The organism is Hyphococcus sp. D3-15 (assembly GCF_055809375.1).
On sequence record NZ_CM147910.1, the window covers coordinates 2,235,222 to 2,252,322 of the forward strand.

General features: G+C 60.1%; 19 protein-coding genes. 15 read left to right on the forward strand and 4 right to left on the reverse strand.

Annotated elements, in window-relative coordinates; genetic code table 11:
* The first annotated feature begins 7 nt into the window (after positions 1 to 7).
* The 9 genes from AC0L8G_RS11050 (at position 8) to leuB (ending at position 10,819) form a co-directional block, all read left to right on the forward strand.
* Complete coding sequence (locus AC0L8G_RS11050; RefSeq protein WP_473384249.1) at positions 8 to 523, forward strand: GNAT family N-acetyltransferase; 516 nt, start codon at positions 8 to 10, stop codon at positions 521 to 523.
* A 452-nt stretch (positions 524 to 975) separates the two neighbouring features.
* Positions 976 to 2,655, forward strand: a complete 1,680-nt coding sequence (gene ilvD, locus AC0L8G_RS11055; protein WP_473384250.1) for a dihydroxy-acid dehydratase — start codon at positions 976 to 978, stop codon at positions 2,653 to 2,655.
* 22 nt (positions 2,656 to 2,677) lie between these two features.
* Complete coding sequence (gene ilvC, locus AC0L8G_RS11060) at positions 2,678 to 3,688, forward strand: ketol-acid reductoisomerase (protein ID WP_473384251.1); 1,011 nt, start codon at positions 2,678 to 2,680, stop codon at positions 3,686 to 3,688.
* Positions 3,689 to 3,711: 23 nt separating this feature from the next.
* Positions 3,712 to 5,508 carry an acetolactate synthase 3 large subunit gene (locus tag AC0L8G_RS11065; RefSeq protein ID WP_473384252.1) on the forward strand — a complete coding sequence of 599 codons (1,797 nt, stop codon included), beginning with the start codon at positions 3,712 to 3,714 and terminating at the stop codon, positions 5,506 to 5,508.
* Positions 5,505 to 6,059: an acetolactate synthase small subunit gene (gene ilvN / locus AC0L8G_RS11070; protein ID WP_473384253.1), complete on the forward strand. Its 555-nt coding sequence runs from the start codon at positions 5,505 to 5,507 to the stop codon at positions 6,057 to 6,059. Before AC0L8G_RS11065 ends, ilvN begins: the two co-directional genes overlap by 4 nt.
* Before the next feature lie 120 nt (positions 6,060 to 6,179).
* Positions 6,180 to 7,778, forward strand: coding sequence for a 2-isopropylmalate synthase (locus AC0L8G_RS11075; protein ID WP_473384254.1), 1,599 nt, complete (start codon positions 6,180 to 6,182; stop codon positions 7,776 to 7,778).
* Positions 7,775 to 9,205, forward strand: a complete 1,431-nt coding sequence (gene leuC, locus AC0L8G_RS11080; protein ID WP_473384255.1) for a 3-isopropylmalate dehydratase large subunit — start codon at positions 7,775 to 7,777, stop codon at positions 9,203 to 9,205. The genes AC0L8G_RS11075 and leuC overlap by 4 nt, the downstream gene beginning before the upstream one ends.
* Positions 9,205 to 9,777: a 3-isopropylmalate dehydratase small subunit gene (gene leuD, locus AC0L8G_RS11085; RefSeq protein ID WP_473384256.1), complete on the forward strand. Its 573-nt coding sequence runs from the start codon at positions 9,205 to 9,207 to the stop codon at positions 9,775 to 9,777. Before leuC ends, leuD begins: the two co-directional genes overlap by 1 nt.
* 4 nt (positions 9,778 to 9,781) lie before the next feature.
* Positions 9,782 to 10,819 carry a 3-isopropylmalate dehydrogenase gene (gene leuB / locus AC0L8G_RS11090; RefSeq protein ID WP_473384257.1) on the forward strand — a complete coding sequence of 346 codons (1,038 nt, stop codon included), beginning with the start codon at positions 9,782 to 9,784 and terminating at the stop codon, positions 10,817 to 10,819.
* A 20-nt stretch (positions 10,820 to 10,839) separates the two neighbouring features.
* On the opposite strand, the gene AC0L8G_RS11095 is transcribed toward leuB, so the two are convergent.
* Positions 10,840 to 11,286, reverse strand: a complete 447-nt coding sequence (locus AC0L8G_RS11095) for a nucleoside deaminase (RefSeq protein ID WP_473384258.1) — start codon at positions 11,284 to 11,286, stop codon at positions 10,840 to 10,842.
* 74 nt (positions 11,287 to 11,360) lie between these two features.
* Here AC0L8G_RS11095 and upp point away from each other — a divergent pair, with 74 nt between their 5' ends.
* The gene (gene upp, locus AC0L8G_RS11100) at positions 11,361 to 11,996 is read left to right on the forward strand and encodes a uracil phosphoribosyltransferase (RefSeq protein ID WP_473384259.1); all 636 of its coding nucleotides are present in this window, start codon (positions 11,361 to 11,363) and stop codon (positions 11,994 to 11,996) included.
* A 5-nt stretch (positions 11,997 to 12,001) separates the two neighbouring features.
* Here upp and ccmE read toward each other — a convergent pair whose 3' ends face one another.
* Positions 12,002 to 12,448 carry a cytochrome c maturation protein CcmE gene (gene ccmE / locus AC0L8G_RS11105; RefSeq protein ID WP_473384260.1) on the reverse strand — a complete coding sequence of 149 codons (447 nt, stop codon included), beginning with the start codon at positions 12,446 to 12,448 and terminating at the stop codon, positions 12,002 to 12,004.
* Positions 12,449 to 12,558: 110 nt separating this feature from the next.
* Between ccmE and ccmA the strand changes: the two genes are divergently transcribed.
* The 5 genes from ccmA to ccmD are packed head-to-tail and all read left to right on the forward strand — an operon-like array spanning position 12,559 to position 14,746.
* Positions 12,559 to 13,176, forward strand: a complete 618-nt coding sequence (ccmA, locus tag AC0L8G_RS11110) for a heme ABC exporter ATP-binding protein CcmA (RefSeq protein WP_473384261.1) — start codon at positions 12,559 to 12,561, stop codon at positions 13,174 to 13,176.
* Entirely contained in the window at positions 13,173 to 13,664 is a 492-nt protein-coding gene (locus AC0L8G_RS11115; protein ID WP_473384262.1) for a heme exporter protein CcmB, read from the forward strand. Before ccmA ends, AC0L8G_RS11115 begins: the two co-directional genes overlap by 4 nt.
* Entirely contained in the window at positions 13,658 to 13,840 is a 183-nt protein-coding gene (locus tag AC0L8G_RS11120; protein WP_473384263.1) for a hypothetical protein, read from the forward strand. Before AC0L8G_RS11115 ends, AC0L8G_RS11120 begins: the two co-directional genes overlap by 7 nt.
* A gap of 16 nt (positions 13,841 to 13,856) precedes the next feature.
* Positions 13,857 to 14,600, forward strand: coding sequence for a heme ABC transporter permease (locus AC0L8G_RS11125; RefSeq protein WP_473384264.1), 744 nt, complete (start codon positions 13,857 to 13,859; stop codon positions 14,598 to 14,600).
* Entirely contained in the window at positions 14,597 to 14,746 is a 150-nt protein-coding gene (gene ccmD, locus AC0L8G_RS11130; protein WP_473384265.1) for a heme exporter protein CcmD, read from the forward strand. The genes AC0L8G_RS11125 and ccmD overlap by 4 nt, the downstream gene beginning before the upstream one ends.
* On the opposite strand, the gene AC0L8G_RS11135 is transcribed toward ccmD, so the two are convergent.
* Both AC0L8G_RS11135 and AC0L8G_RS11140 read right to left on the reverse strand, forming a co-directional pair.
* A complete protein-coding gene (locus AC0L8G_RS11135; RefSeq protein WP_473384266.1) occupies positions 14,743 to 15,585 on the reverse strand; it encodes a DsbA family protein in 843 nt (280 codons plus the stop codon). The two genes, ccmD and AC0L8G_RS11135, sit on opposite strands and share 4 nt — an antisense overlap.
* Before the next feature lie 55 nt (positions 15,586 to 15,640).
* On the reverse strand, positions 15,641 to 17,065 hold the full coding sequence (locus AC0L8G_RS11140) for a M48 family metalloprotease (RefSeq protein WP_473384267.1): 1,425 nt from the start codon (positions 17,063 to 17,065) through the stop codon (positions 15,641 to 15,643).
* Positions 17,066 to 17,101: the final 36 nt, after the last annotated feature.

Here is a 17,101-nt window from a genome sequence, read left to right on the forward strand (position 1 = left end):
AGCGCGGGTGTTTGATTTTCTGAAAGCCGAGGCAGGCGATGCGGCATTGCTGCAGCATCTGTGGGTCACGACTTTTGAGCACGCCTATGCAGACGTCCACAGCAAGGAAAATATCAGCGCCTATTGCGGCGAGCATTATTCGCTGGACGCTGCGAATGCGCTGCTCCGCAATCCCGCAGCAGACTGCGTGATTGCAAAACAGGACGGCGCGCCCGCGGGGTTTTATGTGGTGAAACATCACGAATGCACGGCGCGTCCGCTTGAGGGCGGTTCATCGGAACTGAAGCAGATTTACGTGCTCAAGGATTTTTACGGCGCAGGATTGGGAAAGCAGCTCTTTGAAAGCGCGCTGGCTGCGATCCGCGCCAGGGAGCGGCGTTGGGTCTGGCTCATCGTTTCTGACGAGAATCTCCGGGCGAAGGGGTTTTATAAGAGCCAAAGCCTGGAGCCGGTCGGCGCTGGCCCGCTATTGCAGGTCGGGTCGGACAGCCTGACCTCAACCATTCTGGCCGGCCGGATTTGAGGCCGAATGCTGCGGCTGACGCCCGCAAAAACGGCGTCTGTCTGGCTGGCGAAATGCTGCCGACTCAATCCTGAGCACAATCTGCTATTCCTGCGGGCGCACCCAGCGCCGAAATCGAAAAAAATGGCGAATTTGGTCATTTTTTCCTTGTTTGTTAATGGGCCGGGATGTAATCGGGGTTGGCGCCGCACAATGGCGCAAAAGAGTAGTGAAATGCGGGCTTTGGCGGAATTCAGCAATAAGGGAGAAGGCGCGGTGGCAACCGTGGAGCCTTTGCTTATGGCTGTAAGCCTCGTCGTACTCGTACTGGTACTCCTTATTAGCCCCATTCGGGGAGCGGCCATGGAGCCCGCGCGCTAGTTTAGCAGCACGGACCTCCGGACAGCCCGCTCCCAAAAGGAGCGGGTTTTTTCATGCCCGGCGGTTCGTTCAGGAAAGAATGAACGGACGAGATGACGACAAAACGATCAGACGCCATTACCAAAGGGCCTGCGAAAGCGCCGGCTCGTGCGATGCTGCGCGCGACGGGGCTTGGTGACAAAGAGCTCGCCAATCCGATTATCGCCGTGGTCAACACCTGGTCGACGGTGACGCCCTGCAACATGCATCTCGACAAGCTGGCCGAACCGGTGCGCGAAGGCATTCGCGCCGGCGGCGCGACGCCGGTCGATTTCAACACCATCGTCGTGTCGGACGGCATCACCATGGGCGGCGAGGGCATGCGCGCTTCGCTGATCTCTCGCGAGGTGATTGCGGACTCAATTGAACTCGCGGTGCGCGGACATTCGCTCGACGCTGCTGTCATTCTCGTCGGTTGCGACAAGACGCTGCCTGCCGCTGCAATGGCGCTGGCGCGGATGGATATTCCCGGCGTGATTTTCTATGGCGGCACCATCATGCCCGGCCATTGCAAATTCCGCGGCGAGGAAAAAGACCTTTCCATTCAGGATGTGTTCGAAGCGGTCGGCGCGCACGCCAAGGGCGACATGAGCGACGAAGAGCTCGATCAGATTGAACGCGCGGCTTGCCCCGGTGCGGGCGCATGCGGTGGACAATTCACCGCCAACACCATGGCGATGGCCCTCGCATTTCTGGGATTGGCGCCGATTGGCGCAGGCGATCCGCCAGCGATTGCGGAGGAAAAAGCGGCCGAAGGCGTGCGTTGCGGCAAGCTTGCGGCGCAATTGGTCAAGGAAGGCAAGACGGCGCGGCACTTCATCAACGAAGCATCCATGCGCAACGCCGCGACATCGGTTGTCGCATCGGGCGGATCAACCAACGCCGTGCTGCATTTGACGGCGATTGCAGGCGAAGCGGGCGTGCCGTTCTCGATCGATTTGTTCGACGAGTTGTCGCGCACCACGCCGGTAATCTCCAATCTGAAACCGGGCGGGCAGTTTCTCGCCAAAGATCTTTACACCGCCGGCGGCGTGCGCCTGTTCGGCAAGAAGCTCATGGAAGGCGGCAAAATCGTCGACACGCCAACGGTTTCCGGGACAAGCTTGTTTGAAGAATTCACCAAAGCGGAGGAAGCGCCCGGCCAGAAGGTCGTGCACTCGGTCAGCGACCCGTTCAAAGAAACGGGCGGACTGCGCGTGTTGTATGGCGATGTGGCGCCGGAAGGTGCAGTCTTGAAAACGGCCGGCTATGCGGACAAGCCATTTGAAGGCGTCGCCCGGGTTTTCGAAGGCGAGGAAGCTGCGTTCGAAGCGATCTCAAAACGCCAGATCAAGGAAGGCGATGTCGTCGTCATTCGCTATGAAGGGCCGAAAGGCGGGCCGGGCATGCGCGAAATGCTTGCGGTCACGGCCGCCGTTGCGGGCCAGGGCCTCGCCGGCAAAGTGGCGCTGATCACCGATGGACGTTTTTCCGGCGCGAGCCACGGCTTCGTCATCGGGCATGTGGCGCCGGAAGCGGCGGATGGCGGTCCCATCGGATTGCTGCAAGAAGGCGACAAGATCCGCATCGACGCAGAAGCGCGCCGGATCGACGCGGATATCGACTGGGATGCGCGCCGCGCGGCGTTCAAACCAAGAAAACCCAACCTTATGGGCGGCGTTTTCGATAAATACGCAAGACTGGTTTCTTCGGCGTCGAAAGGCGCCATCACCATCCAATCATTCAACGAGTAAACGGCAAGAGGGATTTTGAAAGATGAGAGTTTATACGGAAGATGATGCGAATCCGGCGGTCGTGAAAAACGATGTCGTCGCAGTCATCGGTTATGGCAGCCAGGGCCGCGCCCATGCGCTCAACCTGCATGATTCAGGGTGCAAAGTGATCGTCGGCGTCCGCCCGGACGGTCCGGGCGCAAAACGCGCCGCTGAAGACGGTCTTGAAGTGGCGAGCGTTGCGGAAGCATCGCGCCAGGCGAAGCTGATTGCGATCCTGACGCCGGACATGACCCATGAAGAGATTTTCAAAGACCAGATCGAGCCGAATCTGAATGATGGCGACGCGGTCTTGATGGCGCATGGTTTCACGGTTCTTTATGGCCGCATCAATCCGCCGGCCAATGTGGATGTGATCATGGTCGCGCCGAAAGGCCCGGGTGGTCTGGTGCGTTCTGAATATGAGCGCGGCCGCGGCGTGCCGAGCCTGTTCGCCATTCATCAGGATGCGACCGGTCAGGCCAAGGACAAGGCGCTGGCCTATGCGAGCCTGATTGGCGGCGCGTCGGCAGGCGTGATCGAAACGACTTTCCGCGAAGAAACCGAGACCGACCTGTTCGGCGAGCAAGCGGTGCTTTGCGGCGGCGCGTCAGAGCTCGTCATTGCCGGTTTCGAAACGCTTGTGGAAGCGGGATACCAGCCGGAGATCGCTTATTATGAGTGTCTTCACGAGCTGAAGCTTATTGTCGACCTCTTCTATGAGGGCGGGATTACGCGCATGCATGACTTCATTTCCGAAACCGCGAAATACGGCGATTTCGTTTCTGGCCCGCGCGTCGTCAATGCGGAAACCAAACAGCGCATGAAAGAAGTGTTGACCGATATTCAAAACGGCAACTTCGCTCATGACTGGATCGTTGAAAATCAGGCCGGCAAGGTTCGTTACAACCAGATGCTGCGTGCTGATCTTGAGCATCCGATCGAAAAGACCGGCAAGGAATTGCGCGCGCGCATGTCCTGGTTGAAGCCGGGCGCAAACACTAAAGAAAACTGAGGCCAAAAGGACCTGAGACCGTCATGACTGCTTCCGAAGCAAAACAAGCGACAAAGCCGGCGACCACGATTTCAAAATCGGGCGCCGAACTACTCCTTGATGCGCTGGAGGAGCAGGGGGTCGAAGTGATCTTCGGCTATCCCGGCGGCGCCGTGCTGCCGATCTATGACGCGCTTTTTGCACGCAACACCATCCGCCACATTCTGGTGCGCCATGAACAAGGCGCCTTGCATGCGGCGGAAGGTTATGCGCGCTCAACGGGCAAGGTCGGCGTCGCGCTGGTGACGTCGGGTCCCGGCGCGACCAACGCCGTTACCGGCCTCGCCGATGCGTTGCTGGATTCCATTCCTGTGGTCTGCATCACCGGGCAGGTCGCGCGTCCTCTGATCGGCACGGACGCGTTTCAGGAATGCGACACGACCGGGATCACCCGGTCCTGTACGAAGCATAACTATCTCGTCGGGTCAGCCCATAGCCTGTCGCCGACGGTGCATGAAGCATTTCATATTGCGCGCAATGGCCGTCCCGGTCCGGTGCTGATCGATATTCCGAAAGACATTCAGTTCGAGTCTGCGCTCTATACGGCGCGCGCCGATGCGCAGAACCGCAATTGCATCGTCACGCCGGAGATCAGCGCACATCAGATCGAACAGGCTGTCGATCTGATGCGTCATGCGCGCCGGCCAGTTTTGTATACGGGCGGCGGCATTATCAATGCCGGGCCTGAAGCCTCTTCAATCTTGCGCGAACTCGCCAAGGCGACGGGCTTTCCGGTCACATCGACCTTGATGGGGCTCGGCGCGTTTCCTGCGTCGGACCGCAATTGGCTAGGCATGCTCGGCATGCATGGCAGCTGTGAAGCCAACAACGCCATGCATGATTGCGATCTGATGGTCGCGATTGGCGCGCGTTTCGACGACCGGGTGACCGGCCGGCTTGATGCGTTCTCGCCCAATTCGCGCAAGATCCATATCGATATCGACCCGTCATCAATCAACAAAAACGTGCCGGTCGATATTGGTATTATCGGCGATGCGGGCGCGGTTATGGCGGCGATGCTCGACGAGTGGAAACGTCGCGATAAAACCGAAACCCATGACAAGGCGCGCATGGATGACTGGTTCGCGCAGATTAAAGGCTGGCGCGCCCGTAATTCATTCCAATTCACGCCTTCAACCGATGTGATCAAGCCGCAACATGCGGTTGAGCGTCTGTATGAGCTGACCCGCGGCAAGAATGTCTTTGTGACAACCGAGGTCGGCCAGCATCAGATGTGGGCGGCGCAGTACTTTCATTTCGACCAGCCCAATCGCTGGATGACTTCCGGCGGACTTGGCACCATGGGCTATGGCTTGCCGGCGGCGCTTGGCGTGCAGGCAGCCCATCCCGATGCGCTGGTCATTGATATCGCCGGCGACGCGTCGGTGCAGATGACCATGCAGGAAATGTCGGCGGCGGTGCAGCATGATCTGCCGATCAAGATCTTCATTTTGAACAACGCCTATCTCGGCATGGTGCGTCAGTGGCAGGAGCTGTTGCATGGCGGACGTTATTCGCACTCCTATTCTGAGAGCCTGCCGGACTTCGTGAAGCTCGCCGAGGCCTATGGCGGTCATGGCATTCGCGCGACGACGCCGGATGAACTGGATGCGAAGATCATCGAGATGATCGAGTCGCCGAAACCGGTGCTGTTCGATTGCGTCGTCACCCAGGAAGAAAATGTCTTCCCGATGATTCCGTCGGGCGCCGCCCACAATGAAATGCTGTTTGGAGAGATCAAGGAAGACTCCGTCAGCGAACAGGGAAAGACGTTGGTATGAACGCGCCCACGCCGCAATCTCAGTCGGTCTATCCGGTCACGCGCGATGAAGGCGCTGAACGCGAGATCATTATCGCCGTCATCGTCGATAACGAGCCGGGCGTGCTGTCGCGCGTGGTCGGCCTGATTTCCGCACGCGGCTACAATATTGAGAGCCTGACCGTTGCGGAAACGGATGTGGAGAAACACACTTCGCGCATCACCGTCGTAACCCGCGGCACGCCGTCAAAAATCGAACAGATCAAGGCGCAACTCGGCCGGCTGGTGCCGGTACGCCGGGTCATCGATGTGACGGCGGAGACCGATGCGCTGGAGCGTGAACTGGCGCTTGTCAAAGTGGTCAATGAAGGCGATCAGCGGGTGGAATCGATGCGCGTGGCGGATATATTCCGCGCCCGTGCGCTCGATACGACGCATACGTCTTTTGTTTTTGAAATCACCGGCGCGCGCGAGAAAATCAACGCCTTTATCGATCTGATGAAGCCATTGGGCTTGTCAGAAGTGTCGCGCACCGGCGTCCTGTCAATCCGGCGCGGCGTTGAAAGGGACTAAACTCATGTTGCTGCGTCATTTGTTGAATTTTCTATCGAGCCTGCTCCTTAGCCCCGCGCGGTGAAATCGCCGCGCGATAAAAATGGGCGAACCATAGGAACAGCATGAAGGAATTCGAAAGTGACCAACACAGAAACAGATGCAAGCGACGTAGAACGCCCAGATAGCGGCCACGTCAAAATATTCGACACCACCTTGCGCGATGGCGAACAGGCGCCGGGTTTTTCCATGGCGACGGACGCCAAGCTGACCGTCGCGCGCGCGCTTGAAGCATTGAATGTGGATATTATCGAGGCGGGATTTGCGGCGGCCTCGCCCGGCGATTCCGCGGCGATTTCCGCTGTCGCCACGGAGATCAGGCGGCCGACGATCTGCTCGCTGTCGCGCCTCAATGAAAAAGACATCGAGGCGTCGGCGCGCGCATTGGAGCCTGCGCGGCGCAAGCGCATTCACACCTTTATCGGCACCAGCCCGACCCATCGCGAAGCCAAGCTGAAGATGACAAAGGACGAGATTGTCGAACGCATCGGCCGTCTTGTCGCTATGGCTGTGCCGTTATGCGATGAGGTGGAGTTTTCGCCGGAAGATGCGATCCGCACGGAGCGGGATTATCTCATCGAAACGGTGAACACGGCGATCGAAGCCGGCGCCACGACGATCAATATTCCCGATACGGTGGGTTATACGACGCCGGAGGAAATCACCGAACTCTTCCGCTTTCTGTCGGAAAATGCGAAGGGCGCGGAAAAGGTGACTTTCTCCACGCATTGTCATGACGATCTCGGCATGGCGGTTGCGAATTCGCTGGCAGCGGTGCGCGGCGGCGCCCGCCAGATCGAATGCGCGATTAACGGCATTGGCGAACGCGCGGGCAATTGTTCGCTGGAAGAAGCGGTCATGGCTTTGGCGACGCGCCGCGATTTCTTCCAGTTGGGCACGCAGATCGAAACCACCAAGATTTATCCGGCGAGCCTGGCGCTTTCGCGTGTCACCCATAATCCGATCCCGCGCAACAAGGCGATTGTCGGCAAGAACGCTTTCGCCCATGAAAGCGGCATCCATCAGCACGGCGTGCTGGCGAATAAACGCACTTACGAAATCATGGACGCCGAGGCCGTCGGCATGCCCGCCAATTCCATCGTTCTGGGCAAGCATTCGGGCAAACATGCGGTGCGCGCCCGCGCGGAAGCGTTGGGCTTTAAAATCTCGCCGCAAAAGGTCGAGGATATTTTCCCGGCCTTCAAAAAACTTGCGGACACAACCCGCGAGGTCTCCGACGCGCAACTAGTGAAGCTGATCACCGGCAATTCCATTGTCGATGGCCGCGTCGGGCCTTGGCGCATGCGCCGCGCTAATCTGCATATCGATATTGAAGAAAACACCAAGCCATATGCGCGGATCACGCTGGAGCATGATAGCGGCGATCAGCACACAGTGACCCATGAAGGGGCGGGCCCGATTGATGCGGCGTTTGCCGCTGTTTGCGCCATCACGGATGTCTCCGGCGTCATCAAGACGCTTGATCTGAGCCATATTGCCGAGGAAGGCGTTGTGCGCGCTGACGCCGTGGTCACGGTGGATGGTCGCGATTTCAGCGGTAAAGGCAAGGAAGTGGACATCGCCGACGCCGCCGTTGCGGCCTTTGTAGCGGCGATCAATCAGGCGGCGGCGATTCGCGCCGGCGCAGTTTCTTTCTCCGGTGAGGCAGCGGCGTCATGAGTTTGTCAGCATCAGAACCAAAATCCTTGTTCGATAAATTGTGGGAGCGCCATGTCGTCGTTGACGAAACGGATGACGCGCCCGCGGTGCTTTATATCGACCTCCACCTTATTCATGAGGTGACGTCTCCGCAGGCGTTCTCGGTGCTGGATGCACGCGGCGTAAAGGTGCGCCGGCCTGACAAGACATTCGGCACGCTCGATCATTCGACGCCGACTTTGCCGGCGAACGCCAAAGGCGAATTGCCCTATGCCACGCCGGAAGCGAAAAGCCAGGTTGAGCGGCTGATCGAGAATTGTGAAAAACACGGCGTTGAGCTGCTGGGGCTCGGCGATCCGCGCCGCGGCATCGTGCATGTGATCGGGCCGGAGCTTGGCCTGACCCAGCCCGGCAAGACTATCGTGTGCGGCGACAGTCACACATCGACCCATGGCGCCTTTGGCGCGCTCGCTTTCGGCATCGGCACCACCGAGGTCGGGCATGTGTTGGCGACGCAATGCGTGCTTCAGCGCAAGCCGAAATCCATGCGGGTGAATTTCGAGGGCGCGCTGCCCGCAGGCGTCGGCGCCAAGGACATGGCGCTCGCTATGATCGCGCAGATCGGCGCCGATGGCGGGCAGGGTTACGCCATCGAATTCGCCGGCGAGGCGGTGCGCAATTTGTCCATGGATGGACGCATGACGCTTTGCAACATGTCGATTGAAGCGGGCGCGCGCTCCGGCATGGTGGCGCCCGATGACACCACTTACGAATGGTTGAAAGACCGCGACTTTGCGCCAAAGGGCCTTGCCTGGAATGAAGCGCTGGCCGATTGGGTCGAACTCAAAACGGACCTAGGCGCGCATTTCGACAAGGAAGCGACAGTCGACGCAACGAAGATCCGCCCGATGATCACCTATGGCGTGTCGCCCGACGCTGCCGCGCCGGTGGATGAGATCGCGCCGGAACCCCATACGGATGCGGAGCATCACGCCGCCGACTATATGAAGTTCAATGCGGGCCGTCCGTTTTCGGATGCGGCGGTCAATCGCGTATTCATCGGCAGTTGCACCAATTCGCGGCTAGAGGATCTGCGCGAGGCGGCGCAGGTGATGCGCGGCCGCAAGGTGAAGCCCGGCGTTGTCACGTTGATCGTGCCGGGCTCAGAGGCGGTGAAGCGCGCTGCTGAAGCGGAAAAACTGCATGAGGTGTTTCTGTCGGCGGGCGCCGAGTGGCGCGAACCGGGTTGCTCCATGTGCATCGCCATGAACGGCGATGCGGGCGCGCCGGGCGAGCTTGTGGTTTCCACGTCCAATCGCAATTTCATCGGCCGTCAGGGCAAGGGGGTGCGCACCGTGCTCGCCAGCCCCGCAACCGCTGCGGCGTCAGCGATTGAAGGCCACATCGCGGACCCGCGTCCCTTCCTGTTTGCAAAGGAGAGCGCGTAATGTCCTTTGATCCGTTCAAGGCGTTGACCTCGCGCACGGTCGTGCTGTCGCAGGAAAATATCGATACCGACCAGATTATCCCGGCGCGGTTCCTCACCACCACGTCAAGGGAAGGTCTCGGCAAATCCGCCTTTTACGACTGGCGCTACGATGAAGATGGCCGGCCGAAAAACTCATCCGTATTCAACGGTGTTAATCCGGCGACCCATCAGATTCTGGTGGCGGGATCGAATTTCGGATGCGGTTCATCGCGCGAACATGCGCCCTGGGCGCTTTCTGACTTTGGATTTCGCGCGGTGATCAGCTCCGACATTGCTGACATCTTCAAAAGCAATGCGCAAAAAAATGGATTGGTGCCGGTCGAGGTCGATGAGGCGACGCATAAAAAACTGCTCTCGGCGCCGGGCGCGGAAGTCACGATTAATCTTGAGACCTGTGAAGTCAGCTTCGGCGAAGGCCAGAAGGCCGGTTTCGCCATGGAGGCGTTCGCCCGGCGCTGCCTTCTCGACGGGGTTGATCCGCTGGGGCATTTGTTGAATCAACTGCCAGATATTGAAGCCTACGAAAGATAAAAAAATGGCCGTAATCGCATTTCTGCCCGGCGACGGGGTTGGGCCCGAAGTCGCCAATGCTGCAAAGCGCGTTCTGGACGCGGCGGCGAAAAAGTTTTCTCTCTCGCTCGATTATCAGGATTGCTTTTTCGGCGGCGCCGGCATTGACGCCATGGGCGATCCGTTTCCCAAGGAAACCAAAGAAGCCTGCCTTGGGGCCGACGCGATTTTCCTTGGCGCAATTGGCGGTCCGAAATGGGATGGCGCCAAGCGTCGTCCCGAAGCGGGTCTTCTGGAAATGCGCAAGGCGCTCGGCGTTTACGCCAATTTGCGGCCTGTAAGCGTTGCGGCGGGCATGGAGCACTTGTCGCCCTTGCGCGATGAGCGCGTGACCGGTGTTGATATGCTGATCGTCCGTGAACTGACGGGCGGGATGTATTTCGGCGATCGCACAGAAGGAGAGACCCGCGCGACCGATGAATGCGTCTACACCAGGGACGAAGTGACCCGCGTGGCGCGCATCGCCTTCGAGGCGGCGCGCAAGCGCAAGAACCGCGTCGTTTCCGTGGACAAGGCGAATGTGCTGGCGACCAGCCGTCTGTGGCGCAGCGCCGTCATCGAATTGCACAAAGCAGAGTATAGCGATGTAGAGCTAAGCCATATGCTGGTTGACGCCATGGCGATGAAGCTCATTCAGGCGCCCGCGGATTATGACGTGATCCTCACCGAAAACCTTTTCGGCGATATTCTAAGCGACGAAGCAAGCGTGCTGTCGGGATCGATTGGCCTGGCGCCGTCGGCCTCGTTAGGCGAGGGAACGCGCGGCCTGTTCGAGCCGATCCATGGCTCCGCGCCGGATATTGCGGGGCAGGGCAAGGCCAATCCCGCCGGTGCGATCATGAGCGCCGCAATGATGTTGCGATACAGCCTGAATGAGGGCGCGGCTGCGGACGCCATCGAAGCGGCTGTTTCAAAAGCGCTCGCATCGGGGCGCGGCACCGGCGACATTGGCGGCAAGGACAATACGGATGCGTTCACGGATGCGGTTGCGGCGTTGATCTGAGCCCAGACCGCGTTCCGGCCTCACTCCATGATGTCTTCGTTCCACAATTCCGGTTTTTCGCGGATGAACCGCGCCATGAGTTCAAGCGACTCCGGATGCGCGACGTCGATCACCTCAACCCCGCGTTCGCGCAGGAAATCTTCATTGCCGCCGAAATTCTTGGTGTCGTTGACGACGACCCGCGGCACCTTGAACTGCACGATGGTTCCCGAACACATCATGCAGGGCGATAGCGACGTATACAGCGTCAGGTCGCGATAGCTCTTTTGGCGCCCGGCCTTGCGCAGGCAATCCATTTCCCCATGGGCGATCGGATCGCCCTGCTGCACCCGCTGATTATGACCGGCGGCGATCAGATCGGGCCCGCGCGCCAGCACCGAACCGATGGGCAAGCCGCCCTCATCATAGCTTTTCTTTGCTTCTTCAAAGGCGCGTTGGATAAACTGGTGATCCCAATCATTCAGCATCGCAGGTCTCCTGATGGACAAGCCTCACCGCATGATTGATAAAGATGAAATGTCATGGAGACAATCGAGGGACCATGTCTGACAATCTCACCGTCGTTGATCATCCGCTGATCAAGCACAAGCTGACCATCCTTCGGGATAAAAACACATCCACGGCGCAGTTCCGGCAGGTGCTGCGGGAGGTGGCGTTCGTGCTTGGCTGCGAGGTGACGCAGGACCTGACCCTTGGCGAAATCGAGATCGAAACGCCGATGGAGAAAATGACGGCGCCCTATCTTGAAGGCAAGAAACTATGTTTCGTGTCGATCCTGCGCGCCGGCAATGGATTGCTTGATGGGCTGCTCGATCTGGTGCCGTCGGCGCGCGTCGGGCATGTGGGCATCTATCGCGATCACGAAACGCTCGACGCCATCTCCTATTATTTTAAAACGCCGGACAAGCTCGGCGAGCGGGTGGTGATCATGGTCGATCCGATGCTCGCGACGGGCAATACGGCGATTGCCGCCGCCCACAAACTGAAAGAAGCGGGCGCGAAGCAGATGAAGTTTCTCTGTCTCGTCGCCGCGCCGGAAGGCGTTGAGAAATTTTCAAAAGCCCATCCGGATATTCCTATCATCACCGCGTCGCTCGACCGCGAGTTGAATGATGTGGGCTACATCTTGCCGGGGCTCGGCGATGCCGGCGATCGGATTTATGGCACCAAAGGCTGACGCGCTTAATTGGTAAGCGGCGCGTCGGGCTTCACTTCATGGGTGATGCCTTCGAGTTCTTTCGGAATGTAATTTTCATCATGCTTGGCGAGGATCGTCTGCGCGACGAAAACCCCTTCCGCATTGAATGCGCCTTGGGCGATGACGCCTTGCCCCTCGCGAAACAGATCCGGCACGATGCCGGTATAGGTGACGGGCGCGGTCGCCGTGCCGTCGGTCACCCGGAAACTGATTTGCAAGCCGTCGCCATGATCGAGGCTGCCGGTCTCCACCAGCCCGCCGAGGCGGATGCGGGTCTCCGGCGCAATCGCGGCTTCCGCCGCTTCGCTCGGCGTATAAAAATAGGCGATGTTACGCTGCAGCGCCGTGAAGGCGAGCCAGGCGGCGGCGGTCAACAGAACGCCCCCCGCTGCGATCAGGCCCAAACGCCGGTTCCGGTGGATTGGTTTCATGACGCCTATGTAGCGCGGAGCGCGGGGCCGGACAAACGCCTTTTGGTCGCGCCATTTGCCGGGCCTGCCGCCTATCCTCAAGGGGGCGAATTACCGTAAACCCTTGGACCATGGAGCAATATCGCCGCGCAATCAGTGTTTCCGCCGCCGGGGCCGGGTGCGACCGCGCCGGGACGGCGGTCGTGCGCGGGGTGAGCTTTGATCTGGCGCCCGGCGAGGGGCTGCAACTTTTCGGTCCGAACGGGTCGGGCAAATCGAGCCTTCTGTCCATGTTTGCAGGGTTGATCCGTCCGGCGGAGGGCGCCGTCAATTGGCGCGAAGGCGAGGCCGAAAGCGAGCGGCCGCCCGAAGGGAGCATTTTCTTTCTCGGCCATGAGGCGAGCGTAAAACCGGCGCTGAGCGCGGAAGAGAACCTTAAATTCTGGGCGAGCGCCTATGGCGGCGGCGATGTGCCGGCGGCGATGAAAGCGGTCGATGCGATGGCCTTTGCGCATTTGCGCGCGCGCAGCCTTTCCGCCGGCCAGCGCCGCCGGATTGATCTGGCCCGCGCCTTGCTGGCCCGGCGCGAGGTCTGGCTGCTCGATGAACCTACCGCGGCGATCGACCGGGATGGCGTCAAAATCATCCGCAAGCTGATCGATGATCATCTGGCGCGCGGCGGCATCGCGATTGTCGCGACCCATGATGATCTGGGCGAAGGCTTCAAGCGCGTGGAGCTGATGCGATGAAGCTCGGTCTCGCCATTCTGTCGCGCGACATCGCGCTCGCCTTCCGCTCCGGCGGCGGCTGGTTTTATGCGCTGTTTTTCTTTGCGGTGTTCACTGCGCTCGCCGGCATCACCTTTGGTCCGTCTTTGAGCGCGCTTGCTGCCGCCGCGCCGGCGGCGATCTGGCTGGCTGCCGCCCTGGCGGTCCAGTTTGCGGCGGCGGATTTGTTTGAAAGCGATCTGGCGGATGGCTCCCTGCGCGCGATCGCTGCGGAGCAGCCGAGCCTCATGCCCTATTGGTGCGCCAAGGCGGGATTGCTGGCGCTCACCGCCGCGCTGCCGATGATTGTCGCCGCGCCGTTCTTCCTGACCATGCTGGGCGTTTCATTCGATCAGGGCGTTGGGCTAGCCGCGCTGCTGCTTATCGGCGCGCCGGCGCTTATATTCATCGCCATTCTCACCGCCGCGCTGAGCGCGGGCTTCGCGCCGGAGGGCTTTTGGCCATGGTGATTGCGGCGCCGTTCACCGCGCCCGTGCTGGTGTTCGGGGTGATGGCGGCGAAAGCGTTTCTCGCAGGCGGCGGACTGGCTTCGCCCGAGACCTTGATTTTGGGCGCCCTTAGCCTGTTTATGGCGGCGGCGACGCCCGCCTTCGCCATTGCCGCCCTGCGCGTTAGTCTGGAATAGGAGCGACGTCCGTTTCATGTGGAGCCGGTTTTCCAATCCCGCGAAATTCGAAGCCTTCGCCCGCGTCGCCGGACCGATTGCGTGCGGCGTCTTCGTTCTGTGCGCGGCCTTCGGGGTGGTTGTCGGGTTGTTTTTCTCGCCTGCCGATTACCAGCAAGGCGACAGCGCGCGGATCATGTATGTGCATGTGCCCGCCGCATGGATGGCCATGGCGTCTTACAGCTTCATCGCCCTGATGAGCCTCGTTGCTTTTGTCTGGCGTCATTCGCTGGCGGATGTGGCGGCGCGCGCCGCCGCTGCGCCGGGCATGGTGTTCACCGCGCTGGCATTGTTCACCGGCGCGGTCTGGGGCAAGCCGACCTGGGGCGCCTGGTGGGTGTGGGATGCGCGGCTGACATCCATGCTGCTGCTGCTGTTCATTTATTTCGGCTATATGGCGGTGTGGCAGGCGGTGCCCGAAACCGCGCGCGCCGCAAGATTTGCACGCATTCTGGCGCTTGTCGGCTTCATCAATATACCGATCATCAAATTCTCGGTCGACTGGTGGAATTCCCTGCATCAAAGCGCGAGCATTATTCGCGCCGGCGGGCCGAGCATTGATCCGAGCATGCTGACGCCGCTTTTCGCGATGATCATCGCTTATACGGCGTTGTTCACCTGGCTTGTATTTGCCGGCATGCGCGCCGCGCTGGCGCGCCAGCGTGTGGAAGCGCGCGCCGCGCGCGCACCGAGCCGGCCTGTTTCTGCGGAGGCGGTATGATAGATTTCAGCGCCCACACGACGCCTTACGTCCTGACCTGTTACACGGTGTCGATCATCGCGCTTGGCGCGCTGATCGTCTGGCGCATGCGCGAGCTGCGCAAGGCGGAGGCGGCGGAAAAGCGCCTGCGCGAGCGCGCCGATTAGCGCGTCGCCGCTTTGGCTTCCTTGATTTTCTCTTGAACCATATTCGCGTCGAAACCGGGAACGACTTCAACGTAAGAGCCGTCCACTGCGGCGATGATGAAGGCGGGGGTGCCTTCAACGCCGAGCGCTGACGCCATCATATGGTTGTCATTGATCATCTGCGGGATGTTGTCCTTTTCGATGGACGCTTTCATCTTCGCAACATCGAGACCGAGTTTTTTGGCCATGTCGTCGACGCGCTTTTCAGTGAGCACGCCAGACGCATCAAGCATGGCGAAATGCAGTTCGAGAAATTTCCCTTGTTCGCGCGCGGCGAGGGCCATTTCGGCGGCGTATTCGGACTCTTCGCGCAGGATCGGCAATTCGCGGAAGACGATCTTCACGTCGGAGTCTTTCTTGACCAGATCGTTCATCAGCCCGGCGGCCTTTTTGCAATAACCGCAGTGATAGTCATACATCTCGATGACGGCGACTTTCGCCTTGTCCGGATTTTTTCCGCCGACAAAGCTGGTTCGCGCATCGAGCAGGGCCGGCAGGCTTTCGACAGCAGCGAATTTCATCTGTTCTTCCGCGGCCATGCGTTGCGCCTGGCTGTATTTGTTCACCGCCTCGATGATGACTTCCGGATTGTCCATCAAATAGTTACGCACAAGCTCGCCGATTTCTTCTTCTTCCAGATCGGAAAAGGAAGTGGTGACTTTCGCTTTCGGCGCATGGGACATCGCATCGGCGACCGGGGTTTCCGCTTGTTGTTGCGCAGAAGAATACGCAACCGCGATGGCGCCGAGAACAAACGCGCCCGCGAGCGCAGCGCCGGTGGCGACTTTCGAGTTCAGCATCGATGGTCTCCTAAATTCAGCGCCGGGCCCCCCGCGCGCAAATGACATGAGTGCGTTAGCGAATATTGTTGTCGACAATGACCGGATCAGGAACGTCGGGTCTTTTCTGCGGTTCCTGCGGCGTCGGCGGCAATGTGCCGACATCGCCCGTTGGCTCTGACGAGGGCAGGGGCGGCGCGCCCTCTGCGGGCTGGCTTGCAAGGATAATGTCCATGGCGCGGCGCCATTCCGGCGTGCCGCGCTTAAGCCCCGGCAAGGCGCGGCGGGCGAACTGGTTTGCATCCATCGGCGCGCCGCTATTGTAGCGCGATTCAGCGGTTGCGAGATTGGCCCGCGCCGTATCGCCCTGTTCGGAGTAAGCGCGCGCCAGCTCAAACCATGCGAAGCCATTATCCGGTTCGAGAACAGTGGCGCGTTTCAACTGCATCACGGCTTCCTCGACGGTTTTCGGATCGCCGCTGGCGAGGAGGGCGCGTCCCAGTCCGACGCGCATCAGCGCATTTTCCGGCAGCAGCGCGACGGCTTTGCGGTTGGGTTCGATCGCGTCATCGGTGCGGCCATATTCGAACAGGATCTGTCCTTCCAGCTCATGGAAATACGGATAGTCCGGCCGCGAGGAGGTCAATTCACGGATCTCCGCAAGGGCTTTGTCGATGTCGGAATGGCGGTAATAGGCGACCGCGCGGGCGTAATGCGCCGGCTCCGATTGATCCGATAACGGATAATCGCGCAGGGTTTCGCTGGGGTCGTAGAGAAAGCCTTTGATCTTGCCCTGGATCAGTCTGAGACGTGCGATTTCTTCCGGGCTGTCTTTCACCTCGAAATAGGGCGACTTCTGCGCGCGCTCGGCCAGCGCGGCGTAACGGTCATTCGCCAGCGGGTGACTTTGCAGGAACGGGTTTGCGCGCTGACCGGTGATGATCTGGTAATTGCGCATCCGGGCCCACAGATCCATCGCGCCCTTTGTCGATTTGCCAAGGCGGTCGAGATAGGTGATCGACGACTGGTCGGCGGTCGCTTCCTGGCTGCGGCTGTAAACGAGGTAATCGGCCATGGCGACATTCTGGCCGAGGCCAAGCAAGCCGATGCCCGCTTCCGGCGATCCGGCGGCGATGGCGGCGGCGCCGAGCAACAGGCCGAGGATCATTGGCCGGCTGGCATTGGCCATGGCTTCCGCTGAACGCGCCGAGTGATTGCCCGCAAGGTGGCCGGCTTCGTGCGCGATCACCGCTTCAACTTGGTTGGGGTTTTCGGCGAAGGTCAGCATGCCGGTGTTGACGCCCATATAGCGTCCGCCGGCGAAAGCGTTGAAGGTCTGGTCGTTGATGATGAGGATCTGGATCGAACTTGGATTCAGCCCAGCCGCCGCGAAGATCGGCCGCGAATGATCGTCGAGAAATTTCTCGATCTCCGCATCGCGCAGAACCGAAATGCCTTGCGCGCTCGCGTTAATGGGCGCCGCTGCAAAAACAGCGGCCATGAAACCAAAAAACGCTTTCTTTATACGCAACCCGAA

Coding starts and splice junctions, on each gene's coding strand:
- ilvD (WP_473384250.1), top strand. CDS start 976: ATGACGACAAAACGATCAGACGCCATTACCAAAGGGCCTGCGAAAGCG.
- ilvC (WP_473384251.1), top strand. CDS start 2,678: ATGAGAGTTTATACGGAAGATGATGCGAATCCGGCGGTCGTGAAAAAC.
- AC0L8G_RS11065 (WP_473384252.1), top strand. CDS start 3,712: ATGACTGCTTCCGAAGCAAAACAAGCGACAAAGCCGGCGACCACGATT.
- ilvN (WP_473384253.1), top strand. CDS start 5,505: ATGAACGCGCCCACGCCGCAATCTCAGTCGGTCTATCCGGTCACGCGC.
- leuC (WP_473384255.1), top strand. CDS start 7,775: ATGAGTTTGTCAGCATCAGAACCAAAATCCTTGTTCGATAAATTGTGG.
- leuD (WP_473384256.1), top strand. CDS start 9,205: ATGTCCTTTGATCCGTTCAAGGCGTTGACCTCGCGCACGGTCGTGCTG.
- leuB (WP_473384257.1), top strand. CDS start 9,782: ATGGCCGTAATCGCATTTCTGCCCGGCGACGGGGTTGGGCCCGAAGTC.
- AC0L8G_RS11095 (WP_473384258.1), bottom strand. CDS start 11,286: ATGCTGAATGATTGGGATCACCAGTTTATCCAACGCGCCTTTGAAGAA.
- upp (WP_473384259.1), top strand. CDS start 11,361: ATGTCTGACAATCTCACCGTCGTTGATCATCCGCTGATCAAGCACAAG.
- ccmE (WP_473384260.1), bottom strand. CDS start 12,448: ATGAAACCAATCCACCGGAACCGGCGTTTGGGCCTGATCGCAGCGGGG.
- ccmA (WP_473384261.1), top strand. CDS start 12,559: ATGGAGCAATATCGCCGCGCAATCAGTGTTTCCGCCGCCGGGGCCGGG.
- AC0L8G_RS11115 (WP_473384262.1), top strand. CDS start 13,173: ATGAAGCTCGGTCTCGCCATTCTGTCGCGCGACATCGCGCTCGCCTTC.
- AC0L8G_RS11120 (WP_473384263.1), top strand. CDS start 13,658: ATGGTGATTGCGGCGCCGTTCACCGCGCCCGTGCTGGTGTTCGGGGTG.
- AC0L8G_RS11125 (WP_473384264.1), top strand. CDS start 13,857: ATGTGGAGCCGGTTTTCCAATCCCGCGAAATTCGAAGCCTTCGCCCGC.
- ccmD (WP_473384265.1), top strand. CDS start 14,597: ATGATAGATTTCAGCGCCCACACGACGCCTTACGTCCTGACCTGTTAC.
- AC0L8G_RS11135 (WP_473384266.1), bottom strand. CDS start 15,585: ATGCTGAACTCGAAAGTCGCCACCGGCGCTGCGCTCGCGGGCGCGTTT.
- AC0L8G_RS11140 (WP_473384267.1), bottom strand. CDS start 17,065: ATGGCCGCTGTTTTTGCAGCGGCGCCCATTAACGCGAGCGCGCAAGGC.